Consider the following 14,272-nt stretch of genomic DNA (forward strand, 5'->3'; position numbering starts at 1 on the left):
AGGGATCGGCGGGAGTCATTTGGAGAGAAACCGCATCCCTTCTTCCAGCCCGCGCAAGGTCAGCGGGTACATCTGCTCTTCGACCAGCTCGCGCACGATGTTGGTCGAGGCGGTGTAGCCCCAGGTGTCTTTCGGGTAGGGGTTGATCCAGATGAGCTTCTTGTACTTCTCCATGAAACGCTGCATCCACACGTAACCGGCTTCTTCGTTCCAGTGCTCGACGCTGCCGCCGGCCTGGGTGATCTCGTAGGGCGCCATGGCGGCGTCGCCGACGAAGATCACTTTGTAGTCGGCGCCGTACTTGTGCAGCAGGTCCTGGGTCGAGGTACGTTCCGAGCCGCGGCGCAGGTTGTTCTTCCACACCGACTCGTAGATGAAGTTGTGGAAGTAGTAGTACTCCAGGTGCTTGAACTCGGTCTTGCACGCGGAGAACAGCTCTTCGCAGATCTTCACATGGGCATCCATCGAGCCGCCGATATCGAACAGCAACAGCAGCTTGATGTTGTTGCGCCGTTCCGGGCGCATCTGGATGTTCAAAAGGCCCGCGTCGCGGGCGGTGTGGTCGATGGTGCCGTCGATATCCAGCTCGTCCGCGGCGCCCTGGCGGGCGAACTTGCGCAGGCGGCGCAGGGCCACCTTGATATTGCGGGTGCCCAGTTCCACCTGGTCGTCGAGGTTCTTGTACTCGCGCTGGTCCCAGACCTTGACCGCGCGGCCCTGGCGCTTGCCGGCATCGCCCACGCGAATGCCTTCCGGGTTGAAGCCACCGGAGCCGAAGGGGCTGGTGCCGCCGGTGCCGATCCACTTGTTGCCGCCGGCGTGGCGTTCCTTCTGTTCTTCCAGGCGTTTCTTGAACTCTTCGATCAGCTTGTCCAGCCCGCCCAGGGACTGGATCTGCGCCCGTTCCTCATCGGTCAGGGAGCGCTCGAACTCCTTGCGCAGCCAATCCTCGGGAATCAGTGCCTGCAGGTGGTCGTCGAGTTTTTCCAGGCCCTTGAAGTAGGCGCCGAACGCGCGGTCGAACTTGTCGAAATGCCGTTCGTCCTTCACCAGGATCGCCCGGGACAGGTAATAGAACTCGTCCATGTCGGCGAAGGTCACGCGCTGCTTGAGCGCGTTGATCAGGTCGAGCAGCTCGCGTACCGACACCGGCACCTTGGCCGCACGCATTTCATTGAACAGGTTGAGCAGCATGGCAATGCCCTCTTAACGGGTGCCGCGACGGCTCATGAACGCCAGGCGCTCAAGCAACTGCACGTCCTGCTCGTTCTTCACCAGGGCGCCGGCCAGCGGCGGGATGGCCTTGGTCGGGTCGCGTTCGCGCAGCACCGCTTCGCCGATGTTGTCGGCCATCAGCAGCTTGAGCCAGTCCACCAGCTCGGAGGTCGAAGGCTTCTTCTTCAGGCCCGGCACCTTGCGCACATCGAAGAACACGTCCAGGGCCTCGCTGACCAGGTCCTTCTTGATGTCCGGGTAGTGCACGTCGACGATCTTCTGCAGGGTCGGACGGTCGGGGAAGGCGATGTAGTGGAAGAAGCAGCGGCGCAGGAAGGCGTCCGGCAGCTCTTTCTCGTTGTTGGAGGTAATGATGATGATCGGGCGCTGCTTGGCCTTGATGGTCTCGTCGATCTCGTAGACGTAGAACTCCATCTTGTCGAGTTCCTGCAACAGGTCGTTGGGGAACTCGATGTCGGCCTTGTCAATTTCGTCGATCAGCAGGATCACCCGTTCTTCGGATTCGAAGGCTTCCCACAGCTTGCCCTTTTTCAGGTAGTTGCGGATGTCGTGCACCTTATCCACGCCCAACTGCGAGTCGCGCAGGCGGCTTACCGCGTCGTACTCGTACAGGCCCTGGTGGGCCTTGGTAGTGGACTTGATGTGCCAGGTGATCAGCTTGGCGCCGAAGGACTCGGCCAGTTGCTCGGCGAGCATGGTCTTGCCGGTGCCCGGTTCGCCCTTGACCAGCAGCGGCCGCTCCAGGGTGATGGCAGCGTTGACTGCCAGCTTCAGGTCATCGGTGGCGACGTATGCGCTGGTGCCTTCGAACTTCATCTGCAATTCCTCGAACGGTAACGCCGACCTGCATCGAGCAGGTCGGAAGAATATAGAAACACGGTGGCCGACTATAACGCGGTGCCCGGTCGACTGTGAACGCAGACGGCCCATTCAGTCTCTGAATGGGGCGTCACATGCTGACTCAGTCAGTGGAGGGCTTGGGGTTTTCATAGTCGGCATTGAAGGCCTGGATGAAGCCATTGCGCAAAATCTGCAAAAAGGCCTGGAATGCGCTGATATCCCGCTGATGTACGCTGCCTTTGAGTTCGACCCGGGTGGCGAACTGGTTTTTCGGCTGGTTTTTCAGCAGGGTTTCGCCGCTGCCCACCAGGGCTTCCCAGATCGAGCGGAAAATCCCCTTGTCCTGGTTCTCCACGTCCTGCTGCCAGTTGAACACGTCGACATCGCGCAGCAGCGGCTTGATGTAGCCGCTGAGCTGGCCCTGGTCGGACTTGGCCTCGATCACCAGGTCGCCGTGGCCGGCGTTGAAGTCGAACTTGCCATAGGCCGAGGCGAAGTCGTTCAGGCGCTTGAGTTCGATGTCGCGGGCGCGCAGGCGGAATTCGAAGTCCTGGAAATCGCTCAGCGGGTCGAAGGTGGCGTTGGTTTCCAGGGGCGCATGGCCCGGTAGCAGGGCCTTGCCCTCGAGGCGGGCATCGCGCTTGCCCCGGGTATCGACCACGTTGGTCAGGTTGTAGGCGCTGGCGTCGACCTCAGTGGCGCTCAGGTTCACCGGCGGCGTGGAGTTGAAATTGCGGAAACTGATCCTGCCGTCGCTGACCCGCACTTCGTCGAGGGTAATGGGCAGCAGCTTGTTCAACTGGGCCCGCCAGTCGGTGCCCTGGCCGGTCTGCGAGGCCTGCTTGTCGGGGCCGCCGTCGACGAAGTTGAGCTCGGGCCCGACGAAGTGCACCTTGGCCACCACTGCATGGTCGTACCACAGGGAATGCCAGCTCACCGACAGATCGACCAGGGGCGCATTGACGAACGGCACCGGCACCTTGCCCGTGACCTTGACGATCTTCAGGCCGTTGATCTGGTAGGCGCCGCGCCACAGGGTCAGGTCGATGTCGCTGATCTGGCCGCGGTAGTCGCCCATGCTGGCGAGCCGGTCGTTGAGGTAGTCGCGCACCAGATAGGGCAGGGCGACGTGCAGGGCGGCCAGTAGCGCCAGGATGCCGGCGAGGGTCCACAGCGGCCAACGGTAGCGACGTTTCATGAGCAGGAGTCTCCAGCCTTATACAGGGATTGACTCCCGCACATCGCAGTCGTTCGTCCCGACTGGACGCTCATGGGGGCGAGGCATACGCTTGAGGACTTCCTTCCACGCTGTACAAGGGGGTCCTGCCATCATGAGCCGCATCTTTGCTGACAACGCCCATTCCATCGGCAATACGCCACTGGTGCAGATCAACCGCATCGCGCCCCGCGGCGTCACCATCCTGGCCAAGACCGAAGGACGCAACCCGGGGTATTCGGTGAAGTGCCGGATCGGCGCGAGCATGATCTGGGACGCCGAAAGCAGCGGCAAGCTCAAGCCGGGCATGACCATCATCGAGCCGACCTCGGGCAACACCGGCATCGGCCTGGCGTTCGTCGCCGCGGCCCGTGGCTACAAGCTGATCCTGACCATGCCGTCCTCGATGAGCATCGAGCGGCGCAAGGTGCTCAAGGCCCTGGGGGCGGAGCTGGTGCTGACCGAGCCGGCCAAGGGCATGAAAGGGGCCATGGAGAAGGCCGCGGAGATCCTCGCCAGCGATCCGGGCCACTACTTCATGCCGCAACAGTTCGATAACCCGGCCAACCCGGCGATCCACGAAAGGACCACCGGCCCGGAAATCTGGAACGACACCGATGGCGCCGTGGACGTACTGGTGGCCGGCGTCGGCACCGGCGGCACCATCACCGGGGTTTCCCGCTATATCAAGAAGACCCAGGGCAAACCCATTCTGTCGGTGGCGGTGGAACCGGCGGTTTCGCCGGTGATCACCCAGAAACTGGCCGGCGAAGAGCTCAAGCCCAGCCCGCACAAGATCCAGGGGATCGGCGCCGGCTTCGTACCGGCCAACCTCGACCTGTCGATGGTCGACCGGGTGGAGCTGGTCAGCGACGAGGAATCCAAGGCCATGGCCCTGCGCCTGATGCAAGAGGAGGGGATTCTGTGCGGCATCTCCTGCGGCGCGGCGATGGCGGTGGCGGTACGCTTGGCGGAAACCCCCGAGATGCAGGGCAAGACTATAGTCGTGGTGCTGCCGGATTCGGGGGAGCGTTATCTGTCGAGCATGTTGTTCAGCGACCTGTTCACCGAACAGGAGAACCAGCAGTAAGCCATTGCAGGACCTTGGCAAAGGCTCCGGCAGGCAGCCGGTCTGCCGGCGATCGAACGGCCGATGGTTGTCCCGCAGGGCAATGGCGGTTGGAGGTGACATACGTCAGCCTGCGTTCAGGCGCCCTGTGATAATTAGCGCCTTTGTTGCACAACCGTTAACACTGATTGTTCGGTCGTGCGGGTTTTTCCAGGGGCCGGGAGTGTTTATTATGGCCGACTGCCATGCCGGGTAAGCACTGCCCCGTCGGAGACTATTTCAAGGAGTTGTTTGCATGAGCCTTTCCTTTGCCGCCAAGTTCGCGGTGTTGCTGCTATTCATCGGCAGCATTCTCTTCGTGCATCTGCGTGGCAAGGCGCGACTGCCGGTGTTGCGTCAGTTCGTCAACCATTCGGCGCTGTTCGCGCCTTATAACACCTTGATGTACCTGTTTTCCGGGGTGCCTTCCAAGCCTTACCTGGACCGCAGCAAGTTCCCCGAGCTGGACGTGCTCAAGGACAACTGGGAAGTGATCCGCGACGAAGCCATGCACCTGTTCGACGAGGGCTATATCCGCGCCGCCGAGAAGAACAACGACGCCGGTTTCGGTTCGTTCTTCAAGAAGGGCTGGAAGCGTTTCTACCTCAAGTGGTACGACAAGCCGCTGCCGTCGGCCGAAATGCTGTGCCCCAAGACCGTCGAACTGGTCAGCCGCATTCCCAACGTCAAGGGCGCGATGTTCGCCTTGCTGCCCGGCGGCAGCCACCTGAACCCGCATCGCGACCCGTTCGCCGGGTCCCTGCGTTATCACCTGGGCCTGTCCACCCCGAACTCCGACGACTGCCGGATCTTCGTCGACGGCCAGGTCTACGCCTGGCGCGATGGCGAAGACGTGATGTTCGACGAAACCTATGTGCACTGGGTGAAAAACGAGACCGACAAGACCCGGGTCATCCTGTTCTGCGACATTGAGCGTCCGCTGAGCAACCCGTTGATGACGCGCATCAACCGCTGGATCAGCGCCTGGCTGGGGCGTGCCACCGCGCCGCAGAACCTGGACGACGAGCGCGTCGGCGGGATCAACCAGGCCTATGCCTGGAGCAAGCGTTTCAGCGATCGCACCAGTGGCGTGGTCAAGCAGTGGAAGCGCCGCAATCCGAAGCTCTACCGCATCATGCGCCCGGTGCTGGCGGTGCTGGTCCTGACCGCCCTGGGTTACTGGCTGTTCGGATAAGACGTTGCAATGAATATCGGGCGCTGGTTATAGTCGGCGCCCTGTGTATCAGAAGATTCACCTTCCTCCTTCAGAAAGATCAGCACATGCCTCATTCCCTCATCAATGCGGTAGTCGATTCAGCGGTCAACGCTGGCGTCGTGCCGTGCGGGAACCCGCAGCCTGTGCAGATCAGTCATTACCCCCCACCTGTCAGTAGCACGCCGGTGTGCGCCGTCGTATCACCGCCAGGCGTTGTCGTACGGGGCTGATCAGCAACCTCTGCTGTTCCCCGTGCCCGCCGGAAAAAACTACTGAATTTCAGCTTCGGCTGAGTTGGCTATTTGCCTGACTACAGGTGGTATTCATGTTGGTCCTATCAAAAAAATCCGCGCTCGCGGCGGCTTCCACGAGCCTGTTCGTCCTGCTCTGGAGCAGTGGCGCGATCTTCTCCAAATGGGGCCTGGCCCATGCCTCACCCTTTGCCTTCCTGCTGATCCGTTTCGCCATCGCCCTGTGCGGGCTGCTGTTGTTGATCCCCCTGCTCAGGCTGCGCCTGCCCCGCGGGCGCAAGCCGATGCTGTTCGCGGTGGCCACCGGCCTGGTGCTGCTGGGGATGTACCAGATCTTCTATCTGCTGGCCCTGGACCTGAAGGTCACGCCCGGGGTCATGGCCACCATCATGGGGGTGCAACCCATCCTCACGGTGGTGATCATGGAGCGCCAGCGTTCCTGGAGTCGGATGTTCGGCCTGGCACTGGGCCTGATCGGCTTGATCATGGTGGTGTACCAGGGCATCGGCCTGGCCGGCATGTCGCTGGCGGGGATGCTCTTCGGCCTGCTGGCCCTGGCGAGCATGACCCTGGGCTCGATCATGCAGAAGCGCATCAGCGAAAATCCGCTGGGCACCCTGCCGGTGCAATACCTGGCCGGGCTGTTGCTGTGTGCGCTGTTCGTGCCGTTCCAGCCGTTTCATTTCGAACACAGCGTCGAGTTCGTGCTCCCGGTGCTGTGGATGGGGCTGGTGGTCTCGGTGCTGGCGACCTTGCTGCTGTACCGGCTGATCGCCCGCGGCAATCTGGTGAATGTCACCAGCCTGTTCTACCTGGTGCCGGCGGTGACCGCGGTGATGGACTACCTGGTGTTCGGCAACCGGCTGGCACTGCTGAGCCTGTTCGGCATGCTGTTGATCATTGTCGGGCTGGGGTTCGTCTTCCGTAAACATGCCTGATTCATGAAGGTGGGGCGCGGTTCCGGCGTTATGCGGGGGCCGCGCTTTTTTTGCTTCCGGCGCGGTCTTCAGTTTGTTTTTGCCTGGTCGATATCAATGATGGCTAATGGCTATTAAATAATTCATTCCCTTACACCGTAATGCTGGTTCTTTGCAATAAGAAAAACCTTAAAAGTTAAAGAAGTGTTCTACGCTGACGACATACTCTTTAGGTTCTAAGGAGAAGTCGGAAATGAACACCAGACTGGTGATGGCAAGTATCGGTGTGTTTCTCGGATTGAGCGGCGTCTGCTCCGCAGCCCCTCAAACCGCGCAAGGAGTGATCTATTTCCACGGCAGCATCGAAGAGGAGCCGTGCACGCCCAGCATGGTTCCCGATGTCTCCGGTAGCAGCCTTACGTTCAACCTTTCCCAATGCCCGACGCTCTCACGCGGCAACGACATTCGCGTGAGCGCGGTCGGCCCTTCGCGTACGGTGACGGCGCTCGATCGCTCGGCGGTCGATGTCAAGCTGGTAGCGGACAGCGGGCAAGCAGGGCGTTACTACGACCAGCAATATGTCCTGGTCGACAAGGCCGGCAAGCCGGTCAATTCGGGGACCTACCTGATTACCCTGACGTCGCCATAAGCGATTCGATCGCCGGTTGTCGCAACGACTCCGGCAAGCAAGAAGAGGGGACCGGCAGGCAACCGAGGCTGCCTTGCCGGTCGATCCCGGATCCGACACGGCAAGAGCGCCGTGCCGTCACCGGGAGGAGGCTCAGAAGCGGTAGCTGGCGTTCAGCCGCAGACCGTGTTCCCTGGTACCGTCGCCCATTTGCCCGCTGTAGCCGGCACCCAGGCTCAGCTCGCGGGTGATGCGCGCTTCCACGCCGGTTTCGACCACCGCGCTGTTGCGCGACAGGGCTATGCCTTCGACCCGGAACGCATCGCTGCCGTCGAAACGGTAGGTGTTGGACGGTGAGTCGCTGTCCAGGGCATGTTTCCAGCCGGCGCTGGCGAAGACAGTCAGTTGCTTGCCGTTGTCGAGCTGTTTGTCGGCGCTGACGCGCAAGCCCAGGGTAGTGCTGGTCTGTTCGTCAGAACCGCGCTTGGCCTGCAGGGCGGCGGGGCCGCCACGTTCCTTGAAGCCATCGCTCTTGACCTGCACATAGGCCAGGTTGGCGAAAGGTTCCAGGTGCACCGAAGGGCTGAGGTCGAAGCGCCGCCCCAGTTCGCCGAAGGCTTGCAGGGTATCGGCGTCGTAGCTGGACTTCAGGTGGTCGCTGTAGCCGGCGAAGTTCACCGAACGCTTGGCGTCGATCCGGCTCCAGGTGTAAGCCATGCCGCCACGCACATCGATCGCGCCGAGCGCCGTCCCGCCATAGACCCCCAGGTGGATGTTGTCGTTGTCGCTCGACGAGTCCCGGGACGAGGTCTTGAGTTCGGTGCGGCTGTAGCCGGCCATGACCCCGAGACGACTGCTGTCGCCGACCGCGGTGTCGACACCGGCGAGCAGGCCTTTGGTGTCGCTGCGCAGTCGGGCGGCGTTGGTGTCGCCCTTGATCTGGCCCCAGCTGCCCAGGGTGGTGATCCAGGTGCTCGGGCCATTGTCCGCGGCGTTTGCCTGCTGGTCGGAGACACTCGAACGCAGACGATTGTTCGCGGCCTCGCGGACCAGGCGGCTGTCCTGGACCTGCGCCGTGCGTGCCGAGCTGTGGAATTCCCCGGACAGTTGATCGAAGGCATCGCGGGCCTGCTCGTCATCGGGCAGGTAGGCAATGGCCTCGAACAGCTTGTTGTGGACCGGCGGTGTCAGGGCCGGCACCGCTGCGCCCTTCAGGCTTTGCGCGGCCGTGGCCGTGGCGTACTGGTTCGGGGTGTAGGCCGCTTCCTGGAACAGGCGCGTCTGTTGCACATCGAGATAGGCGTTGTGGCTGTCGTAGTTGTCCACCAGGTCGTAGAAGGTCGATACCCAGGTATCGCCGGTCAGCGTGTAGCGCCCGGTCAGGCCCTGCTCGGTCGAGAGCGCCAGGTAGCGCCGATCCAGCTGGTAGCGGGCACTGTCGAGTTTGTGGGCGTCGATGATGCTGCCGTCCTCGAGGTGCGCCGAGCCATTGACGATCAGCCGGTCGTTGGCGCCGGTGCTCAGCAGTTCGGCCTGGAAGGTCGAGCCGCTGTGCTGGTTCAGGTCGCCCGCCACGGTGAGGGTACCGATGGAGTTGCCGGGGGCGATGGTGGCGCCGCGGTGCAGGGTGACGTCGCCGACCTGGCCATTGCCGGCCAGGATCGCGCTGTCGTACACGTCGACCGTGCCGCCGAGCTTGCCGTTGACGGCCAGGATGCCGTTCTCGACCTGGGTCTTGCCGGTGAAGGCCGAGCTGTCGCCGGTCAGGTTGGTACGCCCGTTGCCGCGTTTGTAGAGGGAGCCGGTGCCGGAAAGCTGGCCGTCGAAGCGGTAGCCGTTGGCGCGGTTGAAGACCAGGCTGCCGGGGGCATCGATCTGTACGTCGCCGAGGATCGAGCCAGTGTCGCCGCCGTCCTCGCCAGAGCCCAGTTGCAGGGTACCGTTGCTGATCCGCGTGCCGCCGCTGTAGGTGTTCTCGCCGGTGAGCACGGTGGTGCCGGTGCCGAGCTGTTCCACCGAACCGGTGCCGGAAATCACCTGGTCGTACTGGTACCGGTTGCGGCGATCGAAGGCGACGCGGCCGTTGTTGTCGATATCGCTGAGCACTTCACCCGCGGTGCCGTTGTGGGCGCCGATATGCAGGCTGGCGTTCTGCTCGACATGCACTTCGCCGGCCAGCTTGTTGTTCAGCAACAGCTCGCCACCCTTGACGTTCAGGCGGCCGGTGAACTGGCTGGAATCGCCGTTGAACTGGGTCTGCCCGGCGATGTGGTTGATCGTGCCCTGGCCTTCGAAGCCGGCCTCGAACTGGTAGTCGCGGTCACTGTGGTTGAGCTGGACCAGCCCCTGGCCTTTGCCGAAGACGATCCGTTGCGCCTCCAGATGGCCTGCGGCCTTGGCATCGGCGGCGTTGTCGCTGGCCGCGCCAATATGGAGGGTGCCGCTGGAGGTGCCGTTTTCGGCGATCAGCAGGGTGCCGTTGCCGACGCTGAGCGTGCCCTGGTCGGTCAGCAGCAGGCTGGCGATACCGCTCTGGCCCAAGGTCATGCCATCGATAGTCTTCCACAGGCTGCCCGCGCCGCTGACGCTGGCGTTGCCGTTGGAGTCCTGGTCGGAGGCGATGATGCTGTCCTGGCTGGTGACCTGGCTGCCGTTCTTGATCTCCAGGGAGCCGTTGCCGCCGGCACCGACAATCAATCGTTTGTCGCTGGTCAGTGTCGAGTTGCCGTCGACAATGAGCTGGCCCTGTCCGTCACGCAGCATGCCAATCACGGTGTCGCCCTGGGAGCGGGTGTTGGAACCGCCTTTGAGGGTCAGGGTGCCCGATCCGCTCTGGCCGACGATCAGTGCGCCACCGGTGGTCAAGGTCGCACCGTTGTCGAAGGTGGCTCTGCCCTTGGTGCCCAGCCCGGTGCCGAGGGTGAAGGTGTCGCCGACGGTGAGCTTGCCACTGCCGCCGACGTTCAGTTGTCCCAGGCCATTGTTCACGGTGCCGACGTTCAGGGTGCCTACCGTGCGCGTGCTGTCCAGTTGCGCGACGTCATGGCGGCCGGAGTACGGTCGATCGATGTTGACCACCTCGGTGCTGGAGGGCGCGCCGTTGCTCCAGTTGCCACTATTCTCCCAGGCGTTGCTGTCATTGACTCGAATGCTGGAGTCGGGGTCATTGGGGTCTTGCAGAACAAAGTGATGGGCGTCGCCGGTCCAGGTCGTGGCGGCTATTGTGGCCGGGCTGAGGGAGCTCAAGGCCAGCGCAACGGCGATGGCGATGCCGGAAGGGCTGAAGTTGTGTCGTGTCATCGTTTTCCTTTCCTGGGTGTGCCTGTGTTGTCGTGGGATAAAAAACGGCGTCGAGCGCGTTATGGATGGGCGATGCGAGCCGGGTGGGGAGTGGTTCGGCTATGAAGTGCCGTGGGATCGATACTGGAAGTACGACCTGAGTGCTGTGTTCATAGGAACTGGATATCTGCTCAAGTTGTCCGGGACGGTTAGAGGCGTCCGGTAACTTAATGAAGAAGAGGGCGGGAATATATGCGGGGAGAAGGGTGTAGATATTTGTTGAAGGTTTTCAGAAATATCTGTTTGTTGCTGGGGAGTAATCCTTATTGTCTGTAGTTAGTTGATCGGTGTTTGTGTAAGAAGTGTCTGGGACGGGGTTTTTTTCAGGGTTTCTCTTAAGTTTTCTGGCTGTTGGTCGAGGAGGGAGAAAAAGGAGATGGATAAAAGAGCAGCTCGAAGGGAAAGGTTTTTATTGGGAGGGAGTGTTCTTAGTTGGCGGGGTATTGGGGGTGCTTGATGAAAGTGGCGGTTGTTTGTTGTTGTAAGGTTTTCTTTGTCGAAGGATAAAAGTACCCCGTTCGATATGTACTGCCGTGGTCGGACTAGATGGCGAACCGCCGGGCAGGCCGCGAGTGCACCCTGTTCAATGACAACTCGCGGCCTTGGGTCAACGCGCCGCGATCAACGCTCGGCCAGTTCCCGGTTCGGGATCGCCCGAGGGCCGGGCTTGAGCACCAGCCACAAGGCGGCCGCGATCAGTACGCCACCATACAGGTGGGCCATGGACAGCGGTTCGTCCAGCAGCAACGCGCCCCACAATACCCCGAACGGCGGGATCATGAAGGTCACGGTCATGGACTTGACCGGGCCGATCGAACTCAGCAGACGGAAATACAGGATGTAGGCAAAGGCGGTGCAGGCCAGCCCCAGGCCCAGCAGCGACAGCCAGACATTCCAGCCGCCCCAGCTGGCGGGCGGTTGAGTGAGGGCGCTGTAGGCGAAGACCGGCAACAGGAACAAGCTGGCGCCGAGCATGCTGCCCAGGGCCGACAGGCGACTGTCGAGGCCGCCGGCCTGGTCCAGCCAGCGCCGCGCGAGGAACCCGGCGAAACCGTAGCAGGTGGTGGCGAGCAGGCAGGCCAGGGCGCCCAGCAGCAGTTCCAGGTCGAACGCCATGGGGCCGGCACGGGTCAGGATACCCACGCCGAACAGGCCCAGGCTGACCCCGGCGATTTTCGCCGGGGTCAGTTTCTCGTGGAAGAACAGCCCGCCGATCAGTACCCCCATCAAGGGCGTGGTGGCATTGAAGATCGCCGAGTAGCCGGCCGGCAGCACCAGGGCCGCTACCGAGTACATGGTGGCGGGGATGCCGGAGTTGATCACGCCGAGCAGCAGCACGGTCTTGAACTTGCCGCGGAAATCCCAGCTGACCCGCATCAGCGCCAGGATCGCCAGCAGGCCGCCAGCGGCGATGGAGACGCGAAAGAACGCCGTGGGAATGCTGCCGATGACTGGGGCGATGATGCGCATGAACAGAAAGCTGGCGCCCCAGATCGCGGCCAGGGACAACAAACGCAGGGTATCGACAAGTCTCACGACGGGTTCCTCATTTCGGCAGGGCGCAAGTGTTGCCGAGAGGCCTGCCGCGAGCAATCGCTATCTTGCGCTGGAATTGCCCGTGGCGATCGCCAGCCGGGGAAAGATTGCACTTCTCCTGCACCCGGTTCACTGGCTAAGCTCAGGCTTTTCCGAATTCCCGCAGAGGTCTCACCATGCCGCAGAAATGGCCCGCCGCCGAAATCGCTCGAACGATCCTCGATGGCTTCGACGACTACCGCGAGCACTTTCGCCGGATCACCGACGGTGCCCGGGCGCGTTTCGAACAGGCGCAGTGGCAGGAGGCGCAGACCGCCTCGGCGGCACGGATCAACCTGTACGAGGAAAAGGTCGGCGAGACTGTGGCGCGGCTGCGCGGAGCCTTCGACCTGGACACCCTGCTCGACGTCAATCAGTGGCCGCTGGTGAAAAGCGCCTACATCAGCCTGATCGACCTGCGCTTCGACGACGAGCTGTCCGAGACCTGGTACAACTCGGCCTTCTGCGGCCTGTTCAGCCACGACCTGATCAGCGACGGCTGCATGTTCATCCACACCACGCGCCCGAGCCTGCGCCGCGCCCGGGCCGCGCAGACCCGCCTCTACCGGCCGCAGGGCAAGCTGTCGAGCATGCTCGAACAGATATTCGTCGACTACCGCTTCAGCGAGGCCTATGCCGACCTGCCCGGCGACTTGCATCGCCTGGAGGGGCAACTGCGGGAGAACCTGCCGGACTGGGTGTGCAAGGACCCGGAGCTGGCGGTGGAGCTGTTTTCCTCGGTGCTGTACCGCAACAAGGGCGCCTACCTGGTAGGACGGATTTTCACCCGCGACGAGCAATGGCCGCTGGTGATCCCGCTGCTGCACCGCGAGGGGCGGGGCATCCAGATCGATGCGCTGATCACCGACGAAGCCGACGTGTCGATCATCTTCTCTTTCACCCGTTCCTATTTCATGGTCGACGTGCCGGTGCCGGCGGAGTTCATCGGCTTCCTCAAGCGCATCCTGCCGGGCAAGCACATCGCCGAGCTGTACACCTCCATCGGTTTCTACAAGCACGGCAAGTCCGAGTTCTACCGGGCGCTGATCAACCACCTGGCCAACACCGACGACCCGTTCATCATGGCCCCGGGCGTGCGTGGCATGGTCATGAGCGTGTTCACCCTGCCGGGCTTCAACACCGTGTTCAAGATCATCAAGGACCGCTTCTCGCCATCGAAGAACGTCGACCGCGCCACGGTGATCGAGAAGTACCGGCTGGTGAAAAGCGTCGACCGGGTAGGGCGCATGGCCGATACCCAGGAGTTCGCCGATTTCCGTTTTCCCCTGGGCAAGTTCGACCCGGCGTGCCTGGCGGAACTGCTGGAAGTCGCGCCGTCCACGGTGTCGGTGGAGGGCGATACGGTGCTGATCCGCCACTGCTGGACCGAGCGGCGCATGACCCCGCTCAACCTCTACCTGGACCACGCCAACCCGGCCCAGGTGCGCGAAGCGCTGGAGGACTACGGCCTGGCGATCAAACAGCTGGCCGCAGCCAATATCTTCCCCGGCGACATGCTGCTGAAGAACTTCGGCGTCACCCGCCATGGCCGGGTGGTGTTCTACGACTACGACGAGATCTGCTTCCTCACCGAAGCCAACTTCCGCCACATCCCGGCGCCCCGAACCCCGGAAGACGAGATGGCCTCCGAGCCCTGGTATTCCATCGGCCCGCTGGACGTGTTCCCCGAGGAGTTCCCGCCGTTCCTGTTCGCCGACGCCGGGCAGCGCAAGCTGTTCGCCCAGTTGCACGGCGAGCTGTACGACGCCGACTACTGGAAAGGCCTGCAGGACGCCATTCGCGCCGGCAAGGTGATCGATGTGTTCCCGTACCGGCGCAAGGAGTGGGATAACGAATAACCCGTCTTTCCTCGTTTCCCAGCAGGGGCGGGGCTGGTCTGGAAGGGCGGAGGCAGCATTTCCCGGCGCAAATCTGCGACAATCCGC

10 protein-coding genes are annotated in these 14,272 nt (G+C 62.5%); 5 read left to right on the forward strand and 5 right to left on the reverse strand.

Translation table 11 applies throughout. The annotated features are described in order from the left end of the window. Nucleotides 1–15 precede the first annotated feature (15 nt). The 3 genes from ACQKQA_RS09635 to ACQKQA_RS09645 all read right to left on the reverse strand — a co-directional run bounded on the left by ACQKQA_RS09635 (nucleotide 16) and on the right by ACQKQA_RS09645 (nucleotide 3,274). A complete protein-coding gene (locus ACQKQA_RS09635) occupies nucleotides 16–1,194 on the reverse strand; it encodes a vWA domain-containing protein (RefSeq protein WP_427556030.1) in 1,179 nt (392 codons plus the stop codon). Between the two features lie 12 nt (nucleotides 1,195–1,206). Further along, complete coding sequence (locus ACQKQA_RS09640; protein ID WP_427556032.1) at nucleotides 1,207–2,052, reverse strand: AAA family ATPase; 846 nt, start codon at nucleotides 2,050–2,052, stop codon at nucleotides 1,207–1,209. Nucleotides 2,053–2,197: 145 nt separating this feature from the next. Further along, a complete protein-coding gene (locus ACQKQA_RS09645) occupies nucleotides 2,198–3,274 on the reverse strand; it encodes a DUF748 domain-containing protein (RefSeq protein ID WP_427556035.1) in 1,077 nt (358 codons plus the stop codon). 133 nt (nucleotides 3,275–3,407) lie between these two features. Between ACQKQA_RS09645 and cysK the strand changes: the two genes are divergently transcribed. From cysK to ACQKQA_RS09665, 4 genes are all read left to right on the forward strand, one after another. Further along, nucleotides 3,408–4,382: a cysteine synthase A gene (cysK, locus tag ACQKQA_RS09650; protein ID WP_427556038.1), complete on the forward strand. Its 975-nt coding sequence runs from the start codon at nucleotides 3,408–3,410 to the stop codon at nucleotides 4,380–4,382. Nucleotides 4,383–4,656: 274 nt separating this feature from the next. Beyond that, complete coding sequence (locus ACQKQA_RS09655; RefSeq protein WP_427556041.1) at nucleotides 4,657–5,595, forward strand: aspartyl/asparaginyl beta-hydroxylase domain-containing protein; 939 nt, start codon at nucleotides 4,657–4,659, stop codon at nucleotides 5,593–5,595. Between the two features lie 346 nt (nucleotides 5,596–5,941). After that, nucleotides 5,942–6,805: a DMT family transporter gene (locus ACQKQA_RS09660; protein ID WP_427556044.1), complete on the forward strand. Its 864-nt coding sequence runs from the start codon at nucleotides 5,942–5,944 to the stop codon at nucleotides 6,803–6,805. Nucleotides 6,806–7,037: 232 nt separating this feature from the next. Then, nucleotides 7,038–7,433, forward strand: coding sequence for a type 1 fimbrial protein (locus tag ACQKQA_RS09665; protein ID WP_427556047.1), 396 nt, complete (start codon nucleotides 7,038–7,040; stop codon nucleotides 7,431–7,433). Nucleotides 7,434–7,565: 132 nt separating this feature from the next. Here the strand turns inward: ACQKQA_RS09665 and ACQKQA_RS09670 are convergent, their stop codons facing one another. Together ACQKQA_RS09670 and ACQKQA_RS09675 are read right to left on the reverse strand one after the other, a co-directional pair. Beyond that, on the reverse strand, nucleotides 7,566–10,712 hold the full coding sequence (locus tag ACQKQA_RS09670) for an autotransporter outer membrane beta-barrel domain-containing protein (protein ID WP_427556050.1): 3,147 nt from the start codon (nucleotides 10,710–10,712) through the stop codon (nucleotides 7,566–7,568). Between the two features lie 660 nt (nucleotides 10,713–11,372). Further along, entirely contained in the window at nucleotides 11,373–12,287 is a 915-nt protein-coding gene (locus ACQKQA_RS09675) for a DMT family transporter (protein ID WP_427556053.1), read from the reverse strand. 176 nt (nucleotides 12,288–12,463) lie between these two features. On the opposite strand from ACQKQA_RS09675, the gene aceK reads away from it, so the two are divergent. Further along, nucleotides 12,464–14,185, forward strand: coding sequence for a bifunctional isocitrate dehydrogenase kinase/phosphatase (gene aceK / locus ACQKQA_RS09680; RefSeq protein ID WP_427556056.1), 1,722 nt, complete (start codon nucleotides 12,464–12,466; stop codon nucleotides 14,183–14,185). Nucleotides 14,186–14,272 lie beyond the last annotated feature (87 nt).

Origin of the sequence: Pseudomonas sp. NPDC089530, assembly GCF_050280705.1 — a bacterium.
GTDB lineage: Bacteria > Pseudomonadota > Gammaproteobacteria > Pseudomonadales > Pseudomonadaceae > Aquipseudomonas.

What these genes read in the sequence shown, in the direction of transcription:
- ACQKQA_RS09670 (WP_427556050.1), bottom strand. Translation starts at nt 10,712, where the DNA reads ATGACACGACACAACTTCAGCCCTTCCGGCATCGCCATCGCCGTTGCG.
- cysK (WP_427556038.1), top strand. Translation starts at nt 3,408, where the DNA reads ATGAGCCGCATCTTTGCTGACAACGCCCATTCCATCGGCAATACGCCA.
- ACQKQA_RS09635 (WP_427556030.1), bottom strand. Translation starts at nt 1,194, where the DNA reads ATGCTGCTCAACCTGTTCAATGAAATGCGTGCGGCCAAGGTGCCGGTG.
- aceK (WP_427556056.1), top strand. Translation starts at nt 12,464, where the DNA reads ATGCCGCAGAAATGGCCCGCCGCCGAAATCGCTCGAACGATCCTCGAT.
- ACQKQA_RS09660 (WP_427556044.1), top strand. Translation starts at nt 5,942, where the DNA reads ATGTTGGTCCTATCAAAAAAATCCGCGCTCGCGGCGGCTTCCACGAGC.
- ACQKQA_RS09665 (WP_427556047.1), top strand. Translation starts at nt 7,038, where the DNA reads ATGAACACCAGACTGGTGATGGCAAGTATCGGTGTGTTTCTCGGATTG.
- ACQKQA_RS09645 (WP_427556035.1), bottom strand. Translation starts at nt 3,274, where the DNA reads ATGAAACGTCGCTACCGTTGGCCGCTGTGGACCCTCGCCGGCATCCTG.
- ACQKQA_RS09655 (WP_427556041.1), top strand. Translation starts at nt 4,657, where the DNA reads ATGAGCCTTTCCTTTGCCGCCAAGTTCGCGGTGTTGCTGCTATTCATC.
- ACQKQA_RS09640 (WP_427556032.1), bottom strand. Translation starts at nt 2,052, where the DNA reads ATGAAGTTCGAAGGCACCAGCGCATACGTCGCCACCGATGACCTGAAG.